Here is a 24,836-nt window from a genome sequence, read left to right on the forward strand (position 1 = left end):
CGGCTCAGCGTAGGCCGCCCGGCCCCACCAGACCCGTTTCGTAGGCGACGATGACCAGTTGCGCCCGGTCCCGCACCGCCAACTTGGTCAACAACCGCCCGACGTGCGTCTTGACCGTCGCCTGGCTGAGGTTGAGCCGGGCGGCCAACTCCGCGTTGGACAGACCACGGGCGATCAGCGTGAGCACCTCCCGTTCCCGCTCGGTCACGCCGTCCAGCTGGCGCGGCAACGGCTGGGTCGGCTCGGCCCGCCGGGCGAACTCGTCGATCAACCGGCGGGTCACCGTCGGCGCGAGCAGCCCCTCCCCGGCGGCAACCACCCGGATCCCGGCCAGCAGGTCGGCCGGTGGGGTGTCCTTGAGCAGGAACCCGCTGGCCCCGGCCCGCAACGCGCCGTAGACGTACTCGTCCAGGTCGAAGGTGGTCAGGATGATGACCCGGGTGCCGGCCGTCGCCGGGTCGGCGCAGATCCGCCGGGTCGCCTCGATGCCGTCCATCTCCGGCATCCGGACGTCCATCAGCACCACGTCCGGATGATGCTGTCCGGCCAACGCGACGGCCTCCACGCCGGTGCCAGCCTCACCGACAGTGGTGCAGTCCCCGGCGAGATCGACGAGCAGCCGGAAGCTGCCGCGCAGCAGCGCCTGGTCGTCGGCGATCAGTACCCGGATCACGCCGCCACCCGATAGGGCAGGCTGGCCGTCACCGCGAAACCGCCGTCGGAGCGGGGCCCTGCCCGGAACTCCCCGCCGTGCAACGCCACCCGTTCCCGCATGCCGATCAACCCGTGCCCCTCCCCGCCGACCAGGACCGGACGCCGGCCGTCGTCGGTCACCTCCACCCGCACCTCGTCGGCGGTGACGGTCACCAGGGCACGGCAGGCGGCCGGCGCCGCGTGCTTCACCACATTTGTCACCGCCTCCTGCACGATCCGGTACACCGCGAGGCCCACCGACTCGGGCACCGCGCCGTCCGGTTCCTCGCGTCGGACGTCGAGCCGGACGTCGACGCCGCCGATCGCCGCCTGCCGAGCCAGCGCCGGCAGCTCGTCCAGGCCGGGCGTCGGCGCGTACGGGGTGTTCTCGCGCAGGACGCCGAGCACCCGACGGACGTCGGTCAGCGCGTTGCGGCCGGTCTCCTCGATCACCCGCAGGGCGGCCCCCGCCTCCCGCGGGTCGGCCTCGGCGACGTGGTTGGCGACGGCCGCCTTCACCACGATGAGACTCAGCGTGTGCGCGACCACGTCGTGCAGCTCACGCGCCACCCGCAGCCGTTCCTCAGTGGCGGCCTGACGGACCAGTTGGTCACTCTGCCGGGCGGCGAGGGCACGTCGCTCGCGGAGCAGCCAGCCGATCACCCAGGTGGGCGCGATCATGACGGCCGCGTAGACGACGCCACCGGTGCGCGACCAGAGGTCACCAGCGGTCAACACCAGTGCGGCGCTGACCAGAGCGAGACAACCAGCGGCGCTGAGCAGCGATCGGCGCGTGGTCGTCGACACGGCCACCGTGTAGAAGGACAGGCCGATGGCGACCGCCGGCGCGGCAGCGGCGAAGCTGGGAATCACGCCGGTGACAAGGGTTGCGGCGGTGCCGCCGCTGATCACCACGGCGACGGGGATCGGCCACCGGCGCCGGACTGCCAACGGCAGCCCGAGGGCCATCCCGACGAGCACGGACACCCAGAGCGGCTCGCGTAGGCCACCGTGCTCCGGCGACTCCAGCGCCGCGTACGGGCAGAGGAGCCCACCGACCACCAGCGCGAGCACGGCGTCCACGAGGTACAGATCCACCGGCCGCAGTCGCCGGGTCAGCAGGAGAGCCGTCACCGGTCCGACGGTATCGGTCGGCCGGGTCGGCCGCGTCCACCCGTGGGTGGTCATCACGGAGGATGACGCGCCGGTGCTTCCGGGCCGCCGCGTCCACCCGGGGGAGGGCCGGAAAGTGCCCGCTCCGGCACGACGCGCGCCACCCCCCGCAACCGGCACCGTATTGGTCATGACCACACAGACGGTGACCCTGACGGGGCTACGCGCGGTGTACGGCACCGGAACCCGGCGGGTGACGGCGCTCGACGACGTGAGCACCAGCTTCGCGAGCGGAACGTTCACGGCGGTGATGGGCCCCTCGGGCTCGGGGAAGTCCACACTGCTGCACTGCGCGGCGGGGTTGGACAGCCCGACCGAGGGGGTCGTCACGATCGACGGCACGCGCCTGAACGACCTCGGCGAGAACGAGCTGACCCGGTTGCGGCGCGACCGGATCGGCTTCGTGTTCCAGGCGTTCAACCTGGTGTCCACGCTGACCGCCGCGCAGAACGTCGAGTTGCCGCTGCGCCTGGCCGGTCGCCGCCCGGCGGCCCGGGACGTGACCGCCGCGCTCGACGCCGTGGGACTGGCCGACCGGGCCGGGCACCGGCCGAGTGAGTTGTCCGGCGGCGAACAGCAGCGCGTCGCCGTGGCCCGCGCGTTGATCACCCGCCCGGCGGTGGTCTTCGCCGACGAGCCGACCGGGGCGCTGGACAGTGCGGCGTCCCGTCAGGTGCTCCGACTGCTCCGGGCGCTCGTCGACGACCACGGGCAGACAGTGGTGATGGTGACCCACGATCCGGCCGCCGCCGCGTACGCCGACCGGGTCCTGCTGCTCGCCGACGGCCGCGTCGTCGACGAGCTGGACGGCGGGATCACCGCGGCTGTCGTCGCCGCCCGGATCGCCGAGCGGGAGACTGACACGTCCCGGCTCGCTACGGAGTCGTCGTGCTGAGCATCCGGCGGTCGGCCAGCGCGTTCGTGGCCGTCGCCATCGGGGTCGCGCTCGTCGCGGCGGCCACCCTGCTGCTCGCCTCCGGGCGTCCACAGGTGCCGGACCGGCTCGCGCGGGCGGCGGTCGTGGTGCAGAGCCCCGAGGCCGGCGCGTCGGCCGACTCGTTCCTGCCGACCCGCCCCTGGTCCGCAACCGCGACGGAGGGACTCGTCGACCGGCTGGCCGCTCTGCCCGGTGTCGCGGCGGCGGTGCCGGACCGGACCTTCTACGCCCAGCCACTCGTCGACGGCCGACCCGCGGGTACCGACACCGGGCGCGAGGACGCCCACCAGGGGCACGGCTGGTCCAGCGCCCGACTGGGCGGACTGCGCCTGACGGCCGGCGAGCCGCCCGACCGGCCCGGCGAGGTGGTCGTCGACAGCGCCCTCGGGCTGCGTAGCGGCGCGCCGGTCACAGTGCTCACGGCGGCGGGACCGGAGCCGTACACCGTCACCGGTCTGGTCGACGCGCCCGGCGTCCAGGTCGCGGACGAGGTCGCCGCGGCGCTCGCGCCCGGCGTCCGGGCCATCGGGCTGGTGCTCGCGCCGGGGGCCGACCCCGAGCGGGTCGCCGCGGCGGCGCGCGGCGTCGTCGGTCCGGACGGACAGGTGCTGACCGGCGACGCGCGTGGCGCGCTGGAGCCGCGCAACGACGCCCGCACCCGCTGGATCGGCATGCAGGTGCTCACCGGCACGGCGGTCCTCGCCGGTTTCGTCACGGTGTTCGTTGTCGCCTCCACCTTCGCCTTCACAGTCGCGCAGCGCCGCCGTGAACTGGGCCTGCTCCGCGCCGTCGGCGCCACCGGACGCCAGGTCCGCCGCATGGTGTACGTCGACGCGCTCCTCGTCGGCGCCTCGGCGGGACTCGTCGGTCTGCTTGTCGGCGCGCTGCTCGCCCCGCTCCTGGGTCGGCTGCTCGTCGACGTCGGCTTCGAACCCTCGACCTTCCGGGTCCGGTACACCCCGTGGCCGGTCGCGCTCTCGCTCGTCGCCGGGCCGGTGATCGCGCTGCTGGCCGTCTGGTCGGCGTCGCGCCGGGCGGCACGGGTGCGACCGATGGAGGCGTTGCGCGAGGCGGCGGTGGAGCAGCGGCCGATCGGGCGGCTGCGGGTCGGCGTCGGCGCGCTGCTCGTCGCGGCGGGGGTCGCCCTCAGCGTCGGGACGGCGACCTCCGGCGAGGCCCGCGTGGCGGCGCAGTACGCCCTGTACGCGGTGATGGCCCTGGTGGCCGGCGCCACGGTGCTCTCCCCGGCGGTGGTCGGGCCGGTGGTGCGACTGCTGCGGTCGCCGGTGCGGCGCTCCGGTGGCGCGATCGGGATGCTGGTGCGGGGCGGAGCGCTGACCGCGACCCGGCGGACCGCGTCCACTGCCGCGCCGGTGCTGCTGACTGTCGCCTTCGCGGTGCTGGTGTCCGGAATGGTGCGGACCACCACCGCCGCGTACGCGGCAGGTCGGGCGGACAACGTGAACGCCGGCTGGATCGTGGTGCCCGACCGGGCGCCGGGTCTGTCGGACCAGGCGGTGACCGGCACCGGTGGCACCGCCCTCCTGCCGACCACTGTCTTCCGCACCGATCCCGCGACGGTGCCCGCGGACCGGCCATTGACCGCGCTCGGCGTGGACCCGGTCGGCTTCGCCGCCGCGAACCGGGCCTTGACCGTCGTCGCCGGCTCGCTCGACGACCTGCGCGGCGACGACACGGTGGTGGTGACCGCCTCGGCGAACCTGCGGCCGTCCGAGCCGTACGCGGTGGTCTTCGCCGACGGGGAACTGGTGTCGCTGCGCGTCGTCGCCGTTGTCACCGACGACTCGCTCCCCGGTGATCTGCTCCTGCCCCGGGCGGTGGTGCGGACGCACGACCCGTCGGCCCTCACGTCCACCGTGTACGTCCGGGACCGGATCGATCCTCCGGTCGGCGCGCGGGTCGTCGACGTCGCCACCTGGGCGGCCGAGGCGGACGCTGCCGAGGACCGCCTCGTCTGGCTGTTCACGCTGCTGCTGATCGGTGTGTCGGCCGGCTACGGTGCCATCGCGGTGGCCAACACTGTGGTGCTGGCCGCCGCCGGCCGGGCCGCCGACCTGCGGCTGGTCCGCCTGGCCGGGGCGACCCGGCGGCAGGTCATCGGGTTGGTCACTGCCGAGTCCGCGGTGGTGGTGCTGATCGGTGCGCTACTCGGGGGGACTGTCGCCTTCGTCGGCCTGCTCAGCATCCGCGCCGGCCTCGCCGAGCAGGTCGGTGCGCCAGTCGACCTGGTGGTGCCGTGGTCGGTGATCGCCGGTGTGGTGGGGTTGTGTCTCCTGCTCTCCGCCCTCGCGAGCATCCTGCCGACGTGGCGGCTGCTGCGGCACCGTCCCGTGCGGTCACCGATCGGTGTCGCCGGATGACGGCGTTCCCGCCCCCCGGGAGAGCGACCGGGCCGCTACCGTCCACTGATGCGATTCGCACGCCCGCTCGGGCTGCTGCTCTCCGCCGCCGCCGTCGTGCTCTGGGCGTTCGGTGTGACAGTGCTGCAACCGCTTACCGAGCCGATCGGCCCGTGGTCGGAGGCGCTGCCGGGCAACAACGCCTACTGGGCGCGCGACCTGCGCTTCATGTCGATCATGGCGGCGGCGATCGGGCTGGTGCTGGCCGGCCGGGGGCGGTTGCGCTGGACGCGGTCGGCCGTGCTGCTCGGCGGTTGCTGGGTTGCCGCCGACGTCGCTGTCGACCGGGTCGATCCGCTCGGCGTCCGGGCGACGGTGCTGCTCGCCGTCGGCGGTTGCGCCCTGCTCGGCGCGCTCGCCGCCGCTCTGTGGTGGCCCGAGCGCGGCACCTTGTCGCAGCGCGGTGCGCCGGAAGCCGCCGAGCGGAAGGCGCTGACCGGCGCGGCGTGTGTGGCCGGGGTGCTGACCCTGGTGGCGGCCGGCATCGAGTCACCGACGGACCGGGAGCCGGAGTTGAACCAGGGCGCCCTGGCCACCGCGGCGCTGCTTGTCGTCCTGGCCGTGGGCGCCGCGCTGGCGGCGGCCCCGGCGCGGTCCCGGGCCCGCGTCGGGCTGGCGGCCGGCCTCGCCGTGGCGGCGCTGCTCGGCGTGGGGCTGGTCCGCGCCGTCCCGCCCGGGACGCGACTGCTGCCGGAGATGGCCCTCGGGGGGGCGCTGCTCACCGGGGTCACAGTGCTGGCGTGGGACTGGCCGGGTGGTCGACCGATCTGGCGGCACCACGCTCTGGCCGCCCTCGCCGCGCTTGTGGGCCCGATGGCCTTCCTGCTGGTCACGGCCATCCCCATGCTGATCCTGCTGCCGGTCGGGGCGACGTTCACCGAGCTGGCCGGCAACAGCCCGATCAACGCGGCCGACTCCGACCTGCTGGTCTCGCTGTGCGGGTTGCTCTCCGGGTTCGGGATGGCAGTGCTGCTGGCCTGGCCGACCGCCGAGAACCGTCGGTAGCTCACTCGACGACCGGCAGCACGACCTCGTTGCGGCGCAGGAACCACGGCTTCCACGGCAGGTCGAAGCGCGCGTACCGGATCGCGCCGGTGGGTTGCAGCCCGGTCGCGGTGACCGAGCGGCCGAGCATTGTGGCGCGCTGGCTGAACGCCTGCTCCGTCCACCGCCCGGAGAAACGCATCGCCGCCGCCAGCTGCGCGGGCACCTCGCGGGTCCGCACCCTCGGGTCGACCGGTTCGGGCAGGGTGGCGGCGGTGAAGGCGACAGGCATCACGAACTGGATCAGGTACGCGCCCGGCCGCTCACCCTCCACCTGGATCACCGGAACGGTCATCGCGATCCTCTCCGAGCTGCCGGCCGCGGGCATCGCCGGCGCGGCCGTCCCGATCGGGTGCCGGGCCCGGTTGGCGCCACCGAGGTACGCGGCCAGCGGCCGGAACGCCTCGATCGGCGCCCTGGTGAACGACGACTGGATCTGCATCTCGGCCACCAGGTGGGCCGGGTACCGACGCAGCTCGAAGCCGGGGTGTCGGGACACCACCCGGTACGGCTGCTGTTCGGTCATTGCGCGGCTCCCAGGATCTCCTGGGACAGACGCTACCGCCCGTCCGGCTCCCGCTCGGCCGAAGTCGGCTGCTCCGGTCCCGGGGCGACCGCCCGCGCGGTCAACCGCCAGTACTGCCGCTTGCCCTCGTCGCGCAGCACCACCCCGAGCAGGGCCAGCTCGCGGCGCAGCTCCCGGGCGTCGTCGCGGCGGTCCCGCTCGATGGCCCGTTCGCGGGCGCGCAGCAGCGCGTCCGCGCCGCCGGGCAGACCGGGTAGCTCGGGCACCCACAGCCGGTACGCCGACCGGTGCGGATCGTCGTCCGCCCAGCTCCAGCCGTGCCCGCGGAACGCCTCGGCCAGTTTGGCGGCCGGCAGGTCCGTCGACTCCCGGGCCAGTTCCGCGCCGTCGCCGTCGAGCAGCACCAGATGCTTGTCGGCGAGGAAGACCACCCGGGTGTCGACCCGCGCGACGGCCCGGTCCTGGTCGGCGCGGCGCAGCCGGACCTGCGCCGCGTCGACGGTGACGATCAGCCGTTCGGCGGTGCCGATCCCGGCGACGACCAGGCCGGCCAGGACGCCCACCGCGACGGTGCCGAGGGTGGCCTGCGGCTCCGGCAGCCGGTCCAGCCACTCGACAAGGTCGCCGAACGGCACCCAGGGCAGCCGGGCGAGCCAACCGGTCGTCGCCGCGAGCAGCCATCCGGCGCCCGCACCCAGCAGCGGAAAGCCGAGCCACATGACGACCAGTTCCAGTGGGCCGCCGCTGACCACTGTGCGGGGCCGGTAGCCGGACACGTCCATGGTCAGGACACCTCGCGGCGCAGCGTCCGGAACAGACCGGCGGCCAGCGGGAGGGCCATCCAGACCAGCAGGGACACCGCTATCCGTCCCCACTGCCCGCCGGTGAGGGCGTCGCTGCTGAACAGCGGATCCATTGTCTTGCTGGTGTCCAGCCATTCGGACGGGCCACGCAGGGGCTTGACCATCTCGCCGAGCACCCCCCAGAGGGTGGGCAGCAGCAGGTAGCCGACGATCGCCAGCGGCGGGTTGAGCAGCAGCAGGCCGAAGGCCGCGCCCATCAACACACTGGTGACCTGGATGACCACCGCGTTGAGCAGCAGCGACCCGTCGAACTGCCAGGTGCCCGCGCCGCCGGTGGCGGACGCCACGAGCGTGCCGACGGCGGCGACGGCCAGGCTGGTCAGCACCGAGGCGAGCGCGGTCAGCGACACGGCGGTCAGCTTCGCGGCGACGACCCGCTCCCGGCGCGGCACCAGGGCATACGTGGTGAGGGCGGTGCGCTGCGACCACTCGCCGGTGATCGACAGGATGCCCAGTACCGGTAGCAGCACCGACACCGGCAGCAGCGAGGGGACGAAGAAGTTGAGGAACGTCTGGTCGGCGTCCCCGGCGTAGATCAGTTGCAGGGTGACGATCGCGGCGGTGGCCAGGCCGATGGTGATCAGCAGCCAGCGACCGGCGCGGGTGTCGACGAGTTTGCGCAGCTCCACGGTGCTGAGGCGGAGCAGCGACGGTCGGCGTACCGGGGTGTGCTGCCGGGGCGCGACGGCGTCGGCCGCGGGCGCGGTGGTGGTGGTCATCGGACGGCCTCCTTGGTGGATTCCCCTGCGGTCAGGGTGAGGAAGAGTTGTTCGAGGCCACCGCCGCTGGCGGGGCGCAGCTCGGCCAGCGCGACGCCGGCGTTCGCGGCGGCCTGGCCGACCGCCTCGGCGTCGGCCTGCACGAGCAGCCCCTCCGAGCTGTCGGCGGCGGTGAGGTCGGCCGCGTCCAGCGCGCGACGCAGCGCCGCGCCGTCGCGGGCCCGGACCACGGTGCCGCCACCGCCCAACAGCTCGTTCTTGTCGCCCTGGGCCACGATCCGGCCACCCCCGATCACCACCAGCCGGTCCGCGACCGCCTCCACCTCGCGCAGCAGGTGGGAGGAGAGCAGCACGGTGCCGCCCCGGTCGGCGAAGTCGCGCAGCAGGCCGCGCATCCAGAAGATCCCCTCCGGGTCCAGCCCGTTGGCCGGCTCGTCGAGGATCAGCACCCGAGGGTTGCCGAGCAGCGCGTTTGCCAGCCCGAGCCGCTGGCGCATCCCCAACGAGTACGCCCGTACCCGACGCTTCGCCGCCACCGCGTTCAACCCGACCAGGTCGAGCTTCGCGGCGACCTCGCTCCGGTGCAGACCCATTGTGTACGCGGACAGCGTCAACGCCTCGCGGCCGGTGCGCCCGGCGTGCTGGGCGGAGGCGTCCAGCAGGACCCCGACCTCGCGTCCCGGGTTGGGCAGCTCCCGGTACGGCAGCCCGGACACAGTGGCGCGGCCGGCGGTCGGCGCGGTGAGGCCGCAGATCATCCGCATGGTGGTGGACTTGCCGGCGCCGTTGGGGCCGAGGAAGCCGGTGACGGTGCCCGGCTGGCACTGGAACGAGACGTCGTCCACGGCCGGGTGCGGCCCGTACCGCTTGGTGAGGTTCTCCACGCTGATCATGTCGTCGAGCCTGCCCGCGCCCCCCGGCCATCCGCTGCGGCCACCGGTCGGTGTCGCGGCGACCTTGGTCCTGGTCGGGTCTCGACTTTGGTAGCTGGTCGTGGCGCCCGTCGGCTGCCTAGCATGGTGCCGTGACCAGCCTCGCCGTCCCGGAACACCCCTGGCTGCTGCCCGGGGCGCTGGCCGGCGCGGCCAGCCCGGACCAGGCGGCCCGGCGGCCCCGGCGCACCGGGCGGGACTGGGCGGTCGACACCCTGGCCTTCCTGATCAGCCTGCTCTGGGTCCTGTTCGCCACCGCGGACGCCCTGTCGCCCCATCCGGCGATCACCACACCGTTGCCGCAGGACTGGATGACCGGCGTGGACGCGCTGATCGGGCTGGTCTGCTGCGGGTTGCTCTGGCTGCGCCGCCGGTGGCCGCTCGGGCTGATGGTGGCCACGACGCCGCTGACGCTGTTCTCGATGGCCTCGGCCATCCCGTTGGTCATCCTCTACTTCACGGTGGTGGTGCACCGACGGACGGCCGTCGCGGTGGCGGTGACCGGGGTCGGTCTGCTCACCAACGTGGTGTTCAGTTGGCTTCGTCCGGATCCGGGCATGTCCTACTGGGTCACCCTGTCGTGGGGCGTGGTGATCAGCCTCGCCGTGCTCGCCTGGGGGATGTTCGTCCGGGCCCGGCGGCAGTTGATCGTGTCGCTGCGCGAGCGCGCCGAGCGGGCCGAGGCGGAGCAGCAGCTTCGCGTCAGCCAGGCCCGCCACCTCGAACGCACCCGGATCGCCCGGGAGATGCACGACGTGCTGGCGCACCGGATCTCGCTGCTCAGCCTGCACGCGGGCGCGCTGGAGTTTCGCCCGGACGCGCCGGCCGACGAGGTGGCCCGCGCCGCCGGGGTGATCCGGGGCAGCGCGCACGCCGCCCTTCAGGACCTGCGCGAGGTGATCGGGGTGCTGCGGGCCGAGGACAGCACCGACGGCGACGCCCCCGAGCCGCCGCAGCCCACTCTCGCCGACCTGCCGGCCCTGATCGCCGAGTCGCGGTCTGCCGGGATGCGGCTCGACGTCAGCGACACCGTGGACCGGTCGGGGGAGGTGCCCGCGGCGCTGGGCCGGGCCGCGTACCGGATCGTGCAGGAGGGTCTGACCAACGCCCGCAAGCACGCGGCCGGCGCGGCGGTCCGGCTGGACGTGGCCGGCGGCCCGGGCGAAGGTCTGACAGTGGCGATCGGCAACCGGTGGCCGGTCGGCACGCCGGCCGGCGGCACGCTGCCGGGGGCCGGCACCGGGCTGGTGGGCATCAGCGAGCGTGTCACGCTGGCTGGCGGTCGCCTCGCCTACGGTCGGGACGACGCGGGCGACTTCCGGTTGGCGGCCTGGCTGCCGTGGCCGGCGTGACAGTGCCCTCCGGCGCACCGGGGCCTTCGGGTGTGCCGGGGCCATCGGGCGCGCCGGCACGTTCGAGCGCGTCGGAGCCTGTCGGTGCCGCCGGGCCCGGGTCGGTGGTGCCGTCGGTGCGCGTGTTGATCGTGGATGACGACGCCCTGGTCCGGGCCGGCCTCTCGATGATCCTGGGCGGCCTGCCGGACCTGACAGTGGTCGGTGAGGCGGCCGATGGCGGTGAGGTGCCCGCCGCTGTCGCCGCGTACGCCCCGGACGTGGTGCTGATGGACATCCGGATGCCGCGGGTGGACGGGCTGACCGCCACCGAGGCGCTGCGCGCCCAGCCGCACCCGCCGGAGGTGTTGGTGCTGACCACCTTCGACGCCGACGAGCAGGTGCTGCGGGCACTACGCGCCGGGGCGGCCGGTTTCCTGCTCAAGGACACCCCGCCGGCGGAGATCGTGCACGCCGTGCGACGGGTGGCAGCCGGCGAGGCGACGCTCTCCCCGACGGTGACCCGCACGCTGATCGCCCACGTGACCGCCGCCATCCCCGCTCCGGCCGGCCCGGACCCGCGCCGGGAGCGGGCGCTGCGGGCGCTCAGCGGGCTCAGTGAACGGGAGCGGCAGGTGGCGGTCGCGCTGGGGCGGGGCCGCACCAACGCGGAGATCGCGGGAGAGCTGTTCATGAGTGTGGCGACGGTGAAGGCGTACGTCTCCCGGCTGCTGACCCGGCTCGACCTGAACAACCGGGTCCAGGTGGCCCTGCTCGTGCACGACGCCGGCCTCGTCTGAGACGACGGGCTGCACGTCCGGTCGCCGGAGGATCTGCTTGGCGCGTACCGGATTTGAACTTTCGTCCGGTGCCGGCCGTATCCATGGCCGAGGATGTCGGTGCGGTGAGTCCGCCGTACCGCTGCCGAGCTGCGGGAGGCCTGCCGTGCGAGTTGGTGAGCAGTCGACGGATCCCATCGATCAGGTACTGGGGGAGGTGCCAATGCCGGCACCGCTGACCCCGGAGGACGTTCGGCTCGCGGTCCGGGCGGTGGTCGTGCACACCGCCGAGGAGTGGCCCACGGGGCCGCTGTGCCGCAACGACGGCGCCTCCTACCCGTGCCGTTTGCACCGCTGGGGGCGACGGGTGTTGGAGACACACGGGCTCAACGAGCGGCAGATCGAGGCGGTGATCCGGCACGGCAACCCGTTCGTGCACGTGCCCTTCCCCTTCACGGCGACCGGGCCGTCGCGGCAGCAGACCGCGCGGGTCGCCCCGCCGGGGGCACGGCCCGCCGCTGCTGGCCGGCCGGTGACGCCCCCCGTCACCGCGCCGCGCTGGCCCCGGGCGAGCTGAGCTTCGCCGGTACCCGGGGCCGACATGACGCCGGCCCGGCGCGAGGATCCCCCCTCCGCGTCGGGCCGACGTCGCGCTGGGCGGGCAGCTAGTTGCCGACCCCGCAGTCCGGCGCCGACCAGCTCGTCGTGTTCGAGCTGTCGTCGCTGTTGTTCTCGCGCCGTGAGTCGACGTGCACGTGGTCGTCGTGGTCGGGGTAGCCCGGCCCGTAGATCCCGCTGAAGCCGTGGTTGCGGGCACCGCGGGCGGTCTGGCACAGCGAGGACGACCGTGGGGTGACGTCGGCCGCGTTGCCGTACAGGTGCTGGCTGTCGGACGCGCCGCCGACCTGGTCGTTGCAGGCGCGGCTGCGGAAGCCGCTGGACACGTCGAGTGGTTTGTCCCCGAGGCTCTTGCGCAGCGCCTCCAGCTTCCACATGGTGCGTAGCGCGTTCTGCCGGGTCTGGGCCGCCGAGAGCGGGCCACCGCTGTATCCGGACCCGCCGCACCCGTTGTCCAGTTCGGTGAAGCTGAAGTGCGCGGGCGTGCAGTCGTTGTCCTGGAGTTGGTACAGCTTGGTGTAGGTCTGCGGGCCGGCGACGCCGTCGGCACGCAGCCCGTACGCCTGCTGGAACCGCTTGACCGCGGCGGCGGTCTTCGGTCCGAAGCGGCCGTCGTTCTCCACGATGTCCCGGTAGCCGGCCCAGCCGGCGATCCGGATCTGCAACTGACGGACATCGTCGCCCGAGCGTCCCTGGTACAGGTTGCGGTTCCAGGTGTAACAGCCGTCCGCGTGTGCCGCTGGCGCGGCGACAACCGTGGCGATCGCTGCGCCCGGCAGTGCCAGGGCGAATGCGACGGCGGCCCGCTTCAAGGTGTTTACGCGCACAGAAGTCCTCCCGATAGGAGAGCGAATGGGGTGGCTCCAGGACATCGACCAAGAAGTCCCGCGATTTCCACAGTGACACTGATCGGGGCCGTTGGAGGTGATTAACGAGAATCGTCCTCACAAACCGTCGTCCCTGGGTATTGGCTGGGAATTAGGCTGATTTGCGAAACAGCCATTCACTGCCGATCGCCCCGGCCCCGACCAACCACGACAAGCACACCGAACGTCGCAATCAACCACACCGAGGGTGATGTTCCGCTGTCGGTGGCGGGCGGTAACGTCAGCCCCGGACGGCGGACTGGCGGAGGTGCACGTGGCACGCGGTGGCGTCTTCTGCGTCGAGGGTCAGTGGCACCGGGATCTCAACGAGCGGGGCTCCGTGCTGCCCACCCTCGAGCTGCTGGAACGACTGGGCAAGATCCGTTTCATCCACAAGGACGCGGCCACGCGTGACGAGCTGTTCTACTTCCTGGACCGCTGGCTGCTCAAGCAGTACGCCGACCACCGGGTCGGCTTCTTCGCCATGCACGGCGAGCCGAGCCGGCTCTGCCTCACCGACTGGCAGTCGGTGGAGCTGAACGAGGTGGCCGACCTGATGGCCGGCCGCGCCGAGGGGCGGCGGCTCTATTTCGGCAGCTGCTCGGTGCTGCGCGCCTCGGACGCGGTGTTGCGCGAGTTCCTGGAGGTCACCGGGGCGGCGCTGATCTGCGGTTTCAGCCGAGAAGTCGACTGGGTCGAGTCGGCGGCCTTCGAAACCGTCCTGCTCGACGTGCTCGCCAACGGTCAGCGGCACAACGCCGCCGAGCTGCGGATGGGCTCCGCCCACTGGGCGCCGCTCGCCTCGTACCTCGGCTTTCGGGTGATCTATGCCAACGGTCGGGCCTGGCGTCCCTCCGGCCGCCCCCGGGTGCCCACCCAGGCGGCGCACCGCTCCGCGGCCCGGCCCCGCTGACCCGCTGCCACTACGTCGCCGCCACCCTGGTAGGAACGGGGGATGGCGCGCAGCATCGCACGGAACACCCGGGTCGACCGGGACAGCCTGCTCGACTTCCTCCGGCCGCGACACCGCGTCCTGCTGATGACCACTCGGGCCGACGGCCGCCCGCAGTCGTCCCCGGTCTCCGCCGGGATCGACGGGCAGGGCCGGCTGGTGGTCGCCACCTACCCCGAGCGGGCCAAGGTGACGAACATCCGCCGCGATCCCCGGGTGTCGGCGTGCGTGCTCAGCGACGACTGGAACGGCCCCTGGGTGCAGATCGACGGCACCGCCGAGGTGCTCGACCTGCCCGAGGCGGTGGAGCCGCTCGTCGAATACTTCCGCAGCATCTCCGGCGAGCACCCGGACTGGGACGACTACCGGGCCGCGATGGTGCGCCAGGGCAAGTCACTGATCCGGGTCACGATCGACGCCTGGGGCCCGATCGCCACCGGCGGCTTCCCCGCCCGCCTCGCCGACTGAGGGCGATCACGCTCAGCCCGACGTCACGACCGCCGAGACCGCCGACGGACGCGGAGTACCGACGCGGACGGAGGCCATGGGTTGACCGGCGGGCTGTCGAGCTGCCCCATATTCGGGGCGGCTGGATATTCGGGGCGGCCGGTGGTGGCGGGTTGCTGGCCTGGGTTGTGGCGGCGGTGGGCGCTGTAGAGCTGCCCCACATCTGGGGCAGCTCTACAGCGGCGACAGGACCCGGGTGGGGGTCGGCAGCCTGACCGTCCGGCGCCCGCTGCGCCGCCGATCCGTCGCAGTGCCGGTCAGTTGATAAGTGCGGCGTAGACGAGTTGACGCAGCTGGGAGCGGAGCGGGTAGGTGCTCGACGGCATCAGCTGGGTGAACAGCAGCGCAGTGATCTCCTCGGCCGGGTCCACCCAGAAGGCCGTGCTGGCCACCCCACCCCAGTAGAACTCGCCGACGCTGCTCGGCACCCGGCTGGGGATCGGGTCCTCGACCACCGCGAACCCGAGGCCGAAGCCGATCCCGTCCAGTGTCGTCTCGGCGAAACCGCCGGTGGACAGGGTGCCCAGGTCCTGGCCACCCGGTAGGTGGTTGCGGGTCATGAACCGCACCGTGCGCGGCCCGAGCAGGCGGACCCCGTCCAGTTCCCCGCCGCGCAGCAGCAGTTGGGTGAAGCGGTGGTAGTCGGCGGCACTGGAGATCAGACCGCCACCGCCGGAGAACAGGGTCGGCTTGCGGTACGCGAGCGCGCCGAGGCTGTCGTACCGGACGGCCCGGCCGCTGCGCGGTTCCGGTACGTAGAGCGCGGCCAGCCGCCCGGCCTCGTCGCCGTCCATCCACCAGCGGGTGTCGGTCATGCCCAGCGGGCCGAAGATCCGATCGGCGAAGAACGCGTCCAGGCTCTGCCCGGAGATCACCTCGACCAGCCGGCCGAGCACGTCGGTGGCGACCGAGTAGCCCCAGGCGGAGCCGGGCTGGAACAGCAGCGGCAGCTCGCCGAAGGCCGCGCAGGCGCCGGCGAGGTCGACGTCGTCCGGCGGGTACAGGTCGTAACCGGCGGCCCGGTAGAGCCCGTCCACCACCGAGGTCTGCAGGAAGCCGTAGGTGAGCCCGGCGGTGTGGGTGAGCAGGTGCCAGACCCGGATCGGCTCGGCCGCCGGCACGGTGAACGGCTTGAGCGTCGACCCCTTGGAGTAGACCCGCAGGTCGGCGAACTCCGGCAGCCAGCGGCTGATCTCGTCGGTCAGCTCAAACCGGCCCTCCTCCCACAGCATCATCGCCGCGACCGAGGTGACCGGCTTGGTCATCGAGTAGATCCGCCAGAGCGTGTCGGCCTCGACCGGTGCGCCCGACTCCCGGTCGGCCAGCCCGTACGTCGAGGAGTGCGCCACCTCGCCACGGCGGGTGACCACCACCTGCCAACCGGCCAGCCGGCCGTCGTCGACGTACCTGCCGAAGTGCTCGTCGATCCGCGCCAGCCGCGTCGGGTCGAAACCGATCTGATCGGGGTCCGTGCTTCGCGCCACACTCACGTCGCCGAACCTACTAGCCGGTACTCCGGGACCGGAAGGGGGCCGCCACCGGGGGCACCGACCCGTCGGTTGGCGGTGGCGCCGATTAGCCTGGCCGGATGCCGGAGTTGGCCGAGGACGTGACCTTCCGCAACGAGGACTGGTACGGCGAGGAGTTGGTCGACAGGCACTTCGTGGGTTGCGAGTTCTTCGACGTGGACCTGACCGAGGCGGTGAGCCGGGGCGCGGTCTTCACCGGCTGCACGTTCGGCAACGTGCTGTTCAACGCCTCCCGGCACGTCGACTCCGCCTTCACCCGTTGCGTCTTCCGGCGGTGCAACTTCTTCGAGGCGGAGTTCGCCGGCTGCAAGCTGATCGGCAGCACCTTCGTCGAGTGCGACCTGCGTCCGATGGTGGTGGACGGCGGTGACTGGTCCTTCGTGGCGCTGCCCGGCGCCGACCTGCGGGGCGTCCGCCTGACCGGGGTGCGGATGCGCGAGGCGGACCTGACCAGGGCCAACCTCACCGGTGCCACGGTCACCGGCGTCGACCTGTCCGGCGCGCAGCTGCGCAACGTCCGGCTCGGCGGCGCCGACCTGCGCGGCAGCGATCTCACCGCGCTCGACCCGACGGTCGTCGAGCGGGACGGCGCCATCGTCGACGCCGAGCAGGCCATCGTCATCGCGCAGGTGCTCGGCTTCCGGATCGGCTGACGCGGTAGGCGGGGGCGGTCCAGCGGCCACGCCGATCGAGCGGGCCGGGTCGTCCGACGGCGTCCGGTCGCGGGCTGGACACGTCCGGCGCTCCGGATCTAGCGTGTCGTCCACACCGGTGCAAACGTGAAACGACCCACAGTGGACGGCGCGGCTCGCGGCGGTCGATGGCGGCCGGGGCGGTGGAGGTGGAGGGGTCGGTGGCGGACGACGACCACACGAGGACGCAGACCCGCACCGGGCTGCGCCAAGTCGCCCGTGCCCGGAAGCGGCGGCGGTGGGCGGTGGAGGGGGTCGCCGTCCTCGTCTGCCTGGTGCTGTTGGTCTCGTACCTCGCCAGTCGGTCCGACCCGGAGCCCGGCGACGACCAGGCGGGCCGCGCGGGAGAGGTGCCGGCCGGCGCCGCCCGTTCCGCCGCGCACCCGGCCATCGACGGACGCACCGGCGAAGCGGGGCCGGCGATGCCGGGCCTGCGTCCGCGTCAGCGCCCACCCTCGCCGGACCCGACACCCTCCACCAGCGCACCCGCCGCGCCGCCCGCGCCGCCCCCGTCACCCGGATCCCCGGTGCTGTCGGTGACCCAGGGCGAGATGCCCGGCGAGGTCGACCTCACCGCCGTGGGCACCCGGGACTGGATGCACTGGGGGCCGCGCGGGGGCAACTCGACCGTCCGCAAGCGCTCCGGCTCCGGGGAGATCATCGATGCGGGGGGTGCGGGCACCCGGGTCGGCTGGGACGGCAACCAGGAGTACGTCCGCTGGTCCGACGGCGCGTCGCAGCGGTCGGCGAACCACAGTTCCGACGGCGTCTACACCTGCGGCGTCGGCAACGGGTTCACCCTCGCCGTCGCCGGCAGCGGCGAGCCGCGCACGGTCCAGGTCTACGGCGGCACCTGGATGGCCCGGGGCCGGCTGGAGGCCCGCCTGTCCACTGGTGGGCCCGCCCGCACCGCTGTGCTGGAGGATCCGTACACCAGTCGGAGCGCCCAGTTCACCGTCCGGTTCGCCGCGCCGAAGAACGCCCGACTGCTGCTGACCTGGACCGTGGAGAAGGTCTTCACCCCGCACTGCGGCAACGTCGGCCTCCAGGCCGTCGCGGTGCGCTGACCGATCGATCGCACCGCGGGACAGTTTGTCCGTCGCGCAGGGTCGAGGAGGTCGTAACTTTCTGCTGTCCCCATCCGACCATCCAGTGTGGAGGCAGCGGAGATGAGCAGTAGCACCGCCCACCGCGTCCGTCGCGCCGCTACGACAGGTGCCGATGAAGCGTCCGGGGAGGGGCTCCGCGACATTCCCCTGCCGCCCTACGTGACCGGCGAGGACACCCAGTTCGCGGTGCGGGCGGTGGTGGTGCACGCCCCCCAGCGGTGGTCCGGGGGAGTGGTCTGCCGCAACGACGCCAGCCCGCACCCGTGCCGCCTGCACCGCTGGGGCACCCAGGTGCTCGCCCTGCGCGGGCTGCGGGCCGCCGACATCGACGCGCTGATCGAGCGCGGCGACCCGACGGCGGTGGTCCCCCCACCGAACCGTCCGGCCTGAGCGCCCGGCCGGCCGGGAGGCGCGGGTACGCACCTCCCGGCCCTCGCTCAGCAGGTGATCGGCTTGACCCAGGAGCACTCGACGCCCTCCGGCGTCCGGGGCGTCTCCGGCACCGCCGGCGGTGCCATCCGTGCCGTGGTGGGCGTCCCCTCCTCGCGGTATCCCGCCAACGCCACGGCGATCTGGTCCTCCAGCGGCTTGACCGACGACGTGAGGTAGTTGTTCAGCAGGATGGAGAACGCCAGTAGCCGGCCGTCGGCGCTGGTGACGTAGCCGGAGAGCCCGGAGACACCGGTCAGACTGCCGGTCTTGGCGTGCACGTTGCCCGCTGCCGGGGTGCCGGCCATCCGGCTGCGCAGGGTGCCGCCGACGAACCGTTCGGGTTGCCCCGCGATCGGCAGTGCCGCATACCAGGTGGGAAACCACGGCTCGGCGCGGACGGCGCTCAGCAGGTCGACGAACTCCCCGGCGGGGACCAGATTGCGGCGGGACAGCCCGGATCCGTCGCGCTGGCGCAGCTTTCCGGTGTCCATTCCGGTGTCGGCCACGTACTCGCTGATCGCTGTGACTCCGGCCGTCCAGGTGCCCGATCCGGAGAGCACCCGGCCGATCTCCTTGGTCAACACCTCGGCGTGACCGTTGTTGGAGAGCTTGAGGAACGGCGTCATCAGCTCACCCAGGCTCATCGACTCGTGCTGTGCCACCGGGTTGGCCGTCTCCGGGGTGGGCTGGCCGAGCACGGTCCGGCCGAGCACCCGGACGCCGTGCCGGTGCAGCGCCGCCCGGAACACGTCGGCCGCGTAGCCGGCGGGCTCCTCGACTGTCACCCAGTCGCTGGCGGGCTCGTCCCCGACGGCGATCTGGCCGGTCACCACGACGGTGTTGCTGCCGTGTTCGCGCTCGATCGAGATCGAGGTCTCGCCGTCGGCGACCGTGCGGGCGCGATTGTCGATGCGCACGTACGTGGTGGGCGGGGTGGTGCTGATCACCGGTGCGGCGTCGGCCCGGTCGGCCGGGGCGGCGTGCACGATCACGGTGCCCGCGTCGTAGTCGGTGTCCGGCGCGACGGTCAGCGCGGAGACCTGCGCGGCGTAGTAGTAGGGCTCGTCGTCCCAGGTCCAGTCGGGGCCGAGTCGGGTGTGGTCGTAGCGGGTGTCGTCGGCGACCAGGTTGCCGGCGACCACGCGTACGCCGTCGGCGGCGACCTGCGCGGCGAGCGCGTCGTAGTCCGTGGCGAGCATCGTCGGATCGCCTCCGCCGCGAAGGTAGAGGTTGCCGGAGAGCACTGCCGCGCGGCGCTTGCCGGTGGTGCGTACGTCCGTGGTGAAGCGGTGCCCCGGGCCGAGCAGCTCTAGGGCCGCCGTCGAGGTCAGCAGCTTGGTGTTCGAGGCCGGGATCAGCCGGCGGTCACCGTTGCGGTCGTAGAGCGTCTGGCCGGTGCTGGTGTCGAGCACGACCACCGACGTCTGCGCGCCGGCGAGCCGGGCGTCGGCGAGGATCGTGTCGATTGTGGCGTTCAGTCGGGTCGTCGCGGGGGTGGGCGACTCGGCCGTGGCGCTGGGCGCTCCGGCGAGGGCCGCGGCGGCGACCAGCGCGGCCAGCGCGAGGGCCCTGGGAAAGTGACGGCGATGCATGCGCTGATGCTGTCACGAAGGTATTCGCCGGAGAAGAGCCTCGGGTGCGGGTCCGTCCGGCTGTTGACGGAACGGCCTGCTGTGATCGACCCGACGTCCGGTGCGGGCACAGCGGTGCGCACCGGGGCGTTGGACCCGGGGTGGACACCCACTCCGCGGACGTGGTGGTGATCGGCGCCGGTCAGGCTGGCCTGAGCGCCGGCTACCACCTGCGTCGTACCGGCTTCGCCCCGGGCAGCGGCTTCGTCATCCTCGACGGCGACAACGGGCCCGGCGGTGCCTGGCAGCACCGCTGGCCGACGCTTGTCTTCGACCGGGTGCACGGCTTCCACGACCTGCCCGGGCTGCCGCTGCCGCCCGCCGAACCACAGCGTCCGGCCGCCGAGCAGGTGAGCGCCTACTTCGCCGCGTACGAGAGGGCGTTCGACCTGCCGGTACGGCGGCCGGTGCGGGTCCGTGCGGTGCGCTCCCGCCCGGACGGGCGGCTGGACGTGCACACCGATGCGGACCTGTGGACCGCGCGGGCGCTGATCAACGCGACAGGCACCTGGACCCGGCCGTTCTGGCCGCACTACCCGGGCCGGTCGTCGTTTCGGGGCCGGCAGCTGCACACCGCCGACTACCGCGGTCCGGCCGACTTCGCCGGCCTGCGGGTGGTGGTCGTCGGTGGTGGCACCTCCGCCGTGCAGCTGCTCGGTGAGGTCTCCACAGTCGCGGCGGCCACCACCTGGGTGACCCGCCGGCCGCCGGAGTTCAGGGACGAGGAGTTCGGCACGGAGTTGGGCCGTGCGGCGGTGGCCCGGGTGGACGAGGCGGTCCGGGCGGGCCGCCCACCGGGCAGCGTGGTCGGGGTGACCGGACTGCCCGTCACCCCGGAGGTACGTCGGCTGCGCGAGCGCGGCGTCCTGGACCGGCTACCCATGTTCGACCGGATCACACCGGACGGGGTGGCCTGGGCGGACGGGCGGTTCGTACCGGCGGACGTGATCCTCTGGTGCACCGGCTTCCGAGCGGCAATCGACCACCTCGCCCCGTTGGGCCTGCGCTCGCCGGGCGGCGGTATCACGATGGACGGCACGCGGGTGGTCGCCGACGCCCGGATTCACCTGGTCGGGTACGGCCCCTCGGCCAGCACGATCGGCGCCAACCGGGCCGGCCGCGCCGCCGTCAACGAGATTCGCGCCCGGCTGGCCCCGGCCCCCGCTCTCGACTGACCTGGCTCTATTTGACGGATGGCCCACCAGCGGGCACGGTGGTGGTGACGGGGCCGTCAGCTGCCCCGACACCCTGCGACGGCGACGACTGTTCGCCCTCCTGTCGCCTCCCACGTGCGCTCGTACGCGAGCCGACCGTCCGGTCTGCGCACCACTGCGACCGCGAGCCGAGAATCCACGAGGAGTTCCGCAATGCTCACCATGACCGACAACGCCGTGCTCGTCATCCGTGACCTCGCCAACCAGCAGGACGTCGCCCAGGACGGCGGCGTGCGCATCGCCGCCGACACCGAGGCCGGCTCGCTGACTGTGGAGTTGGTGCCCGAACCGGTGCAGGGCGATCGTGTGGTCGACAACCAGGGTGCCCGGATCTTCCTGGACGAGGATGCCGCCGAGCTGCTCGGGGACGCCTCGGTGGACGCCACCGTCGACGACGAGGGCGTCATCCAGTTCGGCTTCACCGAGCGGGAGTAGACGCGGCCCGGCGGGTCGAAATTCGGCTGCTCGGGCGACGGTCCGGCGGCTACGCTGCTCCGATGCTCCGCCCAGCTCACCGTTACCGGTCCGAAGACGAGGACAGCGCCCGCTGGACCGGTTTCCCGTTCCGCGACGGCGACATCGTGATCAGCACGCGGTCCAAGAGCGGCACCACCTGGATGCAGATGATCTGCGCCCTCCTGGTGCTGGGCACTCCGGAGCTGCCGGCGCCGCTGACCGTGCTGTCGCCGTGGCTGGACTGGTTGGTCGAACCACGCGACGAGGTGTTCGACCGGCTGGCCGCGCAACCGCACCGGCGGTTCATCAAGACGCACACCCCGCTGGACGGTGTGCCGCTCGATCCGCGGGTGCACTACGTGGTGGTGGCCCGGCACCCGCTGGACCTGGCGGTGTCCCTCTATCACCAGGCCAGCAACCTGGACCGGGCGCGCCTCGCCGAGCTGGTCGGCGCGCCCGCCCCGACCGGCCCGCCCCGGCCACGCCAAACGGTGGAGCAGTGGTTGCCGAGCTGGATGGACCGGGAGGTGGATCCGCGGGCCGAGCTGGATTCGCTACCCGGGGTGATGATGCACCTGAGTGACGCGTGGGCCCGCCGGCACGAGCCGAACATCGCGCTTGTGCACTACGACGACCTGCTTGCCGACCTGGGCGGTGAGATGCGCCGACTCGCCGAACGGTGGGGCATCACGGTCCCGCCCGAACGCTGGCCCGAGCTGGTCGAGGCGGCCACCTTCGGGCAGATGCGGGCGCGCGCGGACCAGCTCGCCCCGGACCGGCTCGGCGTGCTGCGAGACCGGCGGGCGTTCTTCCGCCAGGGCGGCTCGGGCCAGGGCCGCGACCTGCTGGACTCGACCACGCGGGCCCGCTACCGGAAGCGTACCGAGGCGCTGGCCCCGCCCGACCTGCTCGACTGGCTGCACCGGTAGCGCAGACGAGCGCGCGGCGCCGCACCGACAGTGTCGGAACGTCGCCGCGCTCTGGCCGTCTCCCACCACCGCAGCCGTTCGGCGGTACGACAGCGGGGACCTGGCTCGACCGGCCGTTCGTGCCGGTCCGCTTTGTCGATCCCCGGTCCGCCCGGATCCAAACCTGCCAACCAGGGGGAGTTCCACCATCTGTGATTCCCGGCGTGGTGCGCCGACGAACGGGGTAAGAGCGTGGTCATGGAGCATTTCACGATCGCGACCATCGCCGAGCAGAGTCCGGATTTCCGACGGGTGCTGTGGACCGGTGAGCACAGCCAGTTGGTCATCATGACCATCCCCGAGGGTGGGGAGATCGGCGAAGAGGTGCACGAGGACGTCGACCAGATCCTGACCTTCGTCAGTGGCGTCGGCGAGGCCCGGGTTGCCGGCTCGAAGCGGAAGGTCGTCTCCGGCGACCTGGTGGTCGTGCCGGCCGGGACCAAGCACAACTTCGTCAACACCGGCCCCAACCCGCTGGTGCTGTACACGGTGTACGGCCCGGCGGAGCACGCCGACAAGGCCGTCCACCGCACCAAGGAGGAGGCCGACGCGGCCGAGGCGGCGGGCAAGGACGAGCCGCCGACCGATTGAGGCGTTGGGCAGCGGTCTGATCTGGGCCGATGCGGGTACCCGCGGCGGGTGGAGCAGCAGCCGGCGATCTCCGACTACGGATTCCTCTCGGACTCCCGATCGGGTGCCCTGGTCGGCAAGGACGGCTCGATCGACTGGTGGTGCCCTGCCCGGTTCGACGGGGCGTCGGTGTTCGGGCGGCTGCTCGACCCGGGCGCCGGGCACTTCCGGCTGGCGCCGGTCGGCTTCGGCGGCCGGGGGCACCGGTCGGAACGGGCCTATCTCCCGGACTCGTTGGTGCTGCGGACGGTCCATCACACGCCACAGGGCAGCGTGGCGGTCACCGACGCCCTCGCCGCCGAGGTCGGGGCCCGCGCGCACGAGCTGGGCAAGAACTCGCCAGCCGTGCTGATCCGCGTGGTGCAGGGGCTGTCCGGGCGGGTACGGATGGCGCTGGACTTCGTGCCCCGACCGGAGTACGGGTTGCTCACGCCGTACCTGCACGAGCAGCCGGACGGCGGCGTGCTGGCCGGCGCGGGCCCCGTGGTGCTGGTGTTGCGCGCCGACGGGCTGCGCCTGCGGGCGGACGTCGACCGGGTGACCCACGAGTTCGAGATCTCCGCCGGTCAGCTGATCGGCATGGACGTGGCGTTCGGTGAGACGTACGGCACACCGCCGGCCCGGATCGAGCCGTTGGCCGCCCTCGCCGAGACGACGCGGGCGTGGCAGGCGTTCCGGGAGACGCACACGTACTCGGGCCGGTACCCCGCGCTCGTCCGGCACAGCGCGACAGTCCTGACCGGCCTCACGTACGCGCGCAGTGGCGCGGTCGCCGCGGCGCTCACCAGTTCGCTACCGGAGCAGATCGGCGGCGACCGGAACTACGACTACCGCTACTCCTGGCTGCGGGACTTCTCGTTGACGATGCGGGCGCTCTGGGTGGCGGCCTGTCCCGACGAGACGTCCCGGCTGTTCGCCTGGGCGACCCGCTCGATCGGCCGGTTCGGCGACGAGCCCGTGCCGGTGCTCTTCGGCCTGGAGGGTGAGCGCGACCTCTCCGAGCACCACTGCAACCACCTGCGCGGTTACCGGGACAGCAGGCCGGTCCGGGTCGGCAACGACGCCTGGCGGCAGCGGCAGCTCGACGTGCCCGGGGAGGTGATGTCGGCGGTGTGGCGGCTGCGCGACTACCTCGGCGCGAGGTTCGAGGACGAACTGCGGGAGATGGTGCTCGGGTTGGCCGAGCAGGTGGCCGCGACGTGGCGGCAGCCGGACCGGGGTATCTGGGAGACCCGGGGCGAGGAGCGCCACTACGTCTCGTCCAAGGTGTCCTGCTGGCTGGCGTTGGACCGGGCGGTGGGCCTCGCCGACCGGCTCGGTGACCGGGCCGACCCGCGCCGCTGGGCCGCAGTGCGCGACGAGATCCGCGACACCGTGCTGCGGGAGGGGTGGAACGACCGGATCGGGGCGTTCACCGGCGCGTTCGGGTCGGCGGAACTGGACGCCTCGGTGCTCGCCATGCCGGTGGCGCGTTTCCTGCCGGCCACCGATCCGCGGATGCGCTCCACAATCGAGATGGTCGAGCGTGAGCTGGGCACCGAGGGTGGATTGCTGCGACGGTGGACGACCGACCCGGCCGGCTTCCTGCTGTGCTCGTTCTGGTTGGTGGAGTGCCTGGTGATGGCGGGTGAGCCGAAGCGGGCCGAGGCGCTGTTCGAGCGGGTCGTCGGGTACGCCAACGACGTGGGACTGTTCAGCGAGCAGATCGACCTGAGCACCGGGATGCACCTCGGCAACACCCCGCAGGCGCTCTCGCACATCGGCCTGATCAACGCGGCCTGGCGGTTGACGGAGCCGAACAGCTTCTGATCGGCC

At 72.9% G+C, this 24,836-nt stretch carries 25 protein-coding genes; 16 read left to right on the forward strand and 9 right to left on the reverse strand.

Annotation, left to right across the window (positions count from 1 at the left end; genetic code table 11):
- Nucleotides 1-4: 4 nt before the first annotated feature.
- Together ACQPWW_RS06080 and ACQPWW_RS06085 are read right to left on the reverse strand one after the other, a co-directional pair.
- Nucleotides 5-673 carry a response regulator gene (locus ACQPWW_RS06080; protein ID WP_433129964.1) on the reverse strand — a complete coding sequence of 223 codons (669 nt, stop codon included), beginning with the start codon at nucleotides 671-673 and terminating at the stop codon, nucleotides 5-7.
- Nucleotides 670-1,827, reverse strand: coding sequence for a sensor histidine kinase (locus ACQPWW_RS06085; protein ID WP_433129966.1), 1,158 nt, complete (start codon nucleotides 1,825-1,827; stop codon nucleotides 670-672). The genes ACQPWW_RS06080 and ACQPWW_RS06085 overlap by 4 nt, the downstream gene beginning before the upstream one ends.
- Nucleotides 1,828-1,996: 169 nt before the next feature.
- On the opposite strand from ACQPWW_RS06085, the gene ACQPWW_RS06090 reads away from it, so the two are divergent.
- From ACQPWW_RS06090 to ACQPWW_RS06100, 3 genes are read left to right on the forward strand one after another with little or no spacing between them, the layout of a single operon-like run.
- Nucleotides 1,997-2,761: an ABC transporter ATP-binding protein gene (locus ACQPWW_RS06090; RefSeq protein ID WP_433129968.1), complete on the forward strand. Its 765-nt coding sequence runs from the start codon at nucleotides 1,997-1,999 to the stop codon at nucleotides 2,759-2,761.
- Nucleotides 2,755-5,184: an FtsX-like permease family protein gene (locus ACQPWW_RS06095; protein ID WP_433129970.1), complete on the forward strand. Its 2,430-nt coding sequence runs from the start codon at nucleotides 2,755-2,757 to the stop codon at nucleotides 5,182-5,184. Before ACQPWW_RS06090 ends, ACQPWW_RS06095 begins: the two co-directional genes overlap by 7 nt.
- 48 nt (nucleotides 5,185-5,232) lie before the next feature.
- A complete protein-coding gene (locus tag ACQPWW_RS06100) occupies nucleotides 5,233-6,228 on the forward strand; it encodes a hypothetical protein (protein WP_433129972.1) in 996 nt (331 codons plus the stop codon).
- A 1-nt stretch (nucleotide 6,229) separates the two neighbouring features.
- Here ACQPWW_RS06100 and ACQPWW_RS06105 read toward each other — a convergent pair whose 3' ends face one another.
- From ACQPWW_RS06105 to ACQPWW_RS06120, 4 genes are read right to left on the reverse strand one after another with little or no spacing between them, the layout of a single operon-like run.
- Nucleotides 6,230-6,793: an SOUL family heme-binding protein gene (locus tag ACQPWW_RS06105; RefSeq protein ID WP_433129974.1), complete on the reverse strand. Its 564-nt coding sequence runs from the start codon at nucleotides 6,791-6,793 to the stop codon at nucleotides 6,230-6,232.
- Between the two features lie 32 nt (nucleotides 6,794-6,825).
- The gene (locus ACQPWW_RS06110; protein ID WP_433129976.1) at nucleotides 6,826-7,575 is read right to left on the reverse strand and encodes a YqeB family protein; all 750 of its coding nucleotides are present in this window, start codon (nucleotides 7,573-7,575) and stop codon (nucleotides 6,826-6,828) included.
- Between the two features lie 2 nt (nucleotides 7,576-7,577).
- On the reverse strand, nucleotides 7,578-8,375 hold the full coding sequence (locus ACQPWW_RS06115; protein WP_433129978.1) for an ABC transporter permease: 798 nt from the start codon (nucleotides 8,373-8,375) through the stop codon (nucleotides 7,578-7,580).
- A complete protein-coding gene (locus ACQPWW_RS06120) occupies nucleotides 8,372-9,268 on the reverse strand; it encodes an ABC transporter ATP-binding protein (RefSeq protein WP_433129980.1) in 897 nt (298 codons plus the stop codon). Before ACQPWW_RS06120 ends, ACQPWW_RS06115 begins: the two co-directional genes overlap by 4 nt.
- A 131-nt stretch (nucleotides 9,269-9,399) precedes the next feature.
- On the opposite strand from ACQPWW_RS06120, the gene ACQPWW_RS06125 reads away from it, so the two are divergent.
- From ACQPWW_RS06125 to ACQPWW_RS06135, 3 genes are all read left to right on the forward strand, one after another.
- Nucleotides 9,400-10,659, forward strand: a complete 1,260-nt coding sequence (locus ACQPWW_RS06125) for a sensor histidine kinase (protein ID WP_433129982.1) — start codon at nucleotides 9,400-9,402, stop codon at nucleotides 10,657-10,659.
- Complete coding sequence (locus ACQPWW_RS06130) at nucleotides 10,638-11,438, forward strand: response regulator (RefSeq protein ID WP_433134164.1); 801 nt, start codon at nucleotides 10,638-10,640, stop codon at nucleotides 11,436-11,438. Before ACQPWW_RS06125 ends, ACQPWW_RS06130 begins: the two co-directional genes overlap by 22 nt.
- A 202-nt stretch (nucleotides 11,439-11,640) precedes the next feature.
- Nucleotides 11,641-11,994: a hypothetical protein gene (locus ACQPWW_RS06135; protein ID WP_433129984.1), complete on the forward strand. Its 354-nt coding sequence runs from the start codon at nucleotides 11,641-11,643 to the stop codon at nucleotides 11,992-11,994.
- A gap of 88 nt (nucleotides 11,995-12,082) precedes the next feature.
- On the opposite strand, the gene ACQPWW_RS06140 is transcribed toward ACQPWW_RS06135, so the two are convergent.
- Nucleotides 12,083-12,862 (reverse strand): D-Ala-D-Ala carboxypeptidase family metallohydrolase, encoded by a 780-nt coding sequence (locus ACQPWW_RS06140; protein WP_433129986.1) that lies wholly within the window; start codon nucleotides 12,860-12,862, stop codon nucleotides 12,083-12,085.
- A gap of 313 nt (nucleotides 12,863-13,175) precedes the next feature.
- Here ACQPWW_RS06140 and ACQPWW_RS06145 point away from each other — a divergent pair, with 313 nt between their 5' ends.
- Together ACQPWW_RS06145 and ACQPWW_RS06150 are read left to right on the forward strand one after the other, a co-directional pair.
- Nucleotides 13,176-13,814 (forward strand): DUF6642 family protein, encoded by a 639-nt coding sequence (locus ACQPWW_RS06145; protein ID WP_433129988.1) that lies wholly within the window; start codon nucleotides 13,176-13,178, stop codon nucleotides 13,812-13,814.
- Between the two features lie 42 nt (nucleotides 13,815-13,856).
- Nucleotides 13,857-14,321, forward strand: a complete 465-nt coding sequence (locus tag ACQPWW_RS06150) for a PPOX class F420-dependent oxidoreductase (RefSeq protein WP_433129990.1) — start codon at nucleotides 13,857-13,859, stop codon at nucleotides 14,319-14,321.
- A 296-nt stretch (nucleotides 14,322-14,617) separates the two neighbouring features.
- On the opposite strand, the gene ACQPWW_RS06155 is transcribed toward ACQPWW_RS06150, so the two are convergent.
- Nucleotides 14,618-15,850 (reverse strand): serine hydrolase domain-containing protein, encoded by a 1,233-nt coding sequence (locus ACQPWW_RS06155; protein WP_433129992.1) that lies wholly within the window; start codon nucleotides 15,848-15,850, stop codon nucleotides 14,618-14,620.
- 98 nt (nucleotides 15,851-15,948) lie between these two features.
- On the opposite strand from ACQPWW_RS06155, the gene ACQPWW_RS06160 reads away from it, so the two are divergent.
- From ACQPWW_RS06160 to ACQPWW_RS06170, 3 genes are all read left to right on the forward strand, one after another.
- A complete protein-coding gene (locus ACQPWW_RS06160) occupies nucleotides 15,949-16,542 on the forward strand; it encodes a pentapeptide repeat-containing protein (protein WP_433129994.1) in 594 nt (197 codons plus the stop codon).
- Between the two features lie 200 nt (nucleotides 16,543-16,742).
- The gene (locus ACQPWW_RS06165; protein ID WP_433129996.1) at nucleotides 16,743-17,648 is read left to right on the forward strand and encodes a hypothetical protein; all 906 of its coding nucleotides are present in this window, start codon (nucleotides 16,743-16,745) and stop codon (nucleotides 17,646-17,648) included.
- A 102-nt stretch (nucleotides 17,649-17,750) separates the two neighbouring features.
- On the forward strand, nucleotides 17,751-18,080 hold the full coding sequence (locus ACQPWW_RS06170; protein WP_433129998.1) for a hypothetical protein: 330 nt from the start codon (nucleotides 17,751-17,753) through the stop codon (nucleotides 18,078-18,080).
- A gap of 47 nt (nucleotides 18,081-18,127) precedes the next feature.
- Here the strand turns inward: ACQPWW_RS06170 and dacB are convergent, their stop codons facing one another.
- On the reverse strand, nucleotides 18,128-19,714 hold the full coding sequence (gene dacB, locus ACQPWW_RS06175; protein WP_433130000.1) for a D-alanyl-D-alanine carboxypeptidase/D-alanyl-D-alanine endopeptidase: 1,587 nt from the start codon (nucleotides 19,712-19,714) through the stop codon (nucleotides 18,128-18,130).
- 140 nt (nucleotides 19,715-19,854) lie between these two features.
- On the opposite strand from dacB, the gene ACQPWW_RS06180 reads away from it, so the two are divergent.
- From ACQPWW_RS06180 to ACQPWW_RS06200, 5 genes are all read left to right on the forward strand, one after another.
- Nucleotides 19,855-20,928 carry an NAD(P)-binding domain-containing protein gene (locus ACQPWW_RS06180; protein WP_433130002.1) on the forward strand — a complete coding sequence of 358 codons (1,074 nt, stop codon included), beginning with the start codon at nucleotides 19,855-19,857 and terminating at the stop codon, nucleotides 20,926-20,928.
- Between the two features lie 192 nt (nucleotides 20,929-21,120).
- Nucleotides 21,121-21,402 carry an adhesin gene (locus ACQPWW_RS06185; protein WP_433130004.1) on the forward strand — a complete coding sequence of 94 codons (282 nt, stop codon included), beginning with the start codon at nucleotides 21,121-21,123 and terminating at the stop codon, nucleotides 21,400-21,402.
- 62 nt (nucleotides 21,403-21,464) lie between these two features.
- The gene (locus ACQPWW_RS06190; RefSeq protein ID WP_433130006.1) at nucleotides 21,465-22,352 is read left to right on the forward strand and encodes a sulfotransferase domain-containing protein; all 888 of its coding nucleotides are present in this window, start codon (nucleotides 21,465-21,467) and stop codon (nucleotides 22,350-22,352) included.
- Nucleotides 22,353-22,589: 237 nt separating this feature from the next.
- Nucleotides 22,590-22,982, forward strand: a complete 393-nt coding sequence (locus ACQPWW_RS06195; RefSeq protein WP_433130008.1) for a cupin domain-containing protein — start codon at nucleotides 22,590-22,592, stop codon at nucleotides 22,980-22,982.
- A 48-nt stretch (nucleotides 22,983-23,030) separates the two neighbouring features.
- Nucleotides 23,031-24,830 (forward strand): glycoside hydrolase family 15 protein, encoded by a 1,800-nt coding sequence (locus ACQPWW_RS06200; protein WP_433130011.1) that lies wholly within the window; start codon nucleotides 23,031-23,033, stop codon nucleotides 24,828-24,830.
- Nucleotides 24,831-24,836: the final 6 nt, after the last annotated feature.

This window comes from Micromonospora sp. CA-240977, assembly GCF_050942285.1.
Taxonomy (GTDB): Bacteria; Actinomycetota; Actinomycetes; order Mycobacteriales; family Micromonosporaceae; genus Micromonospora.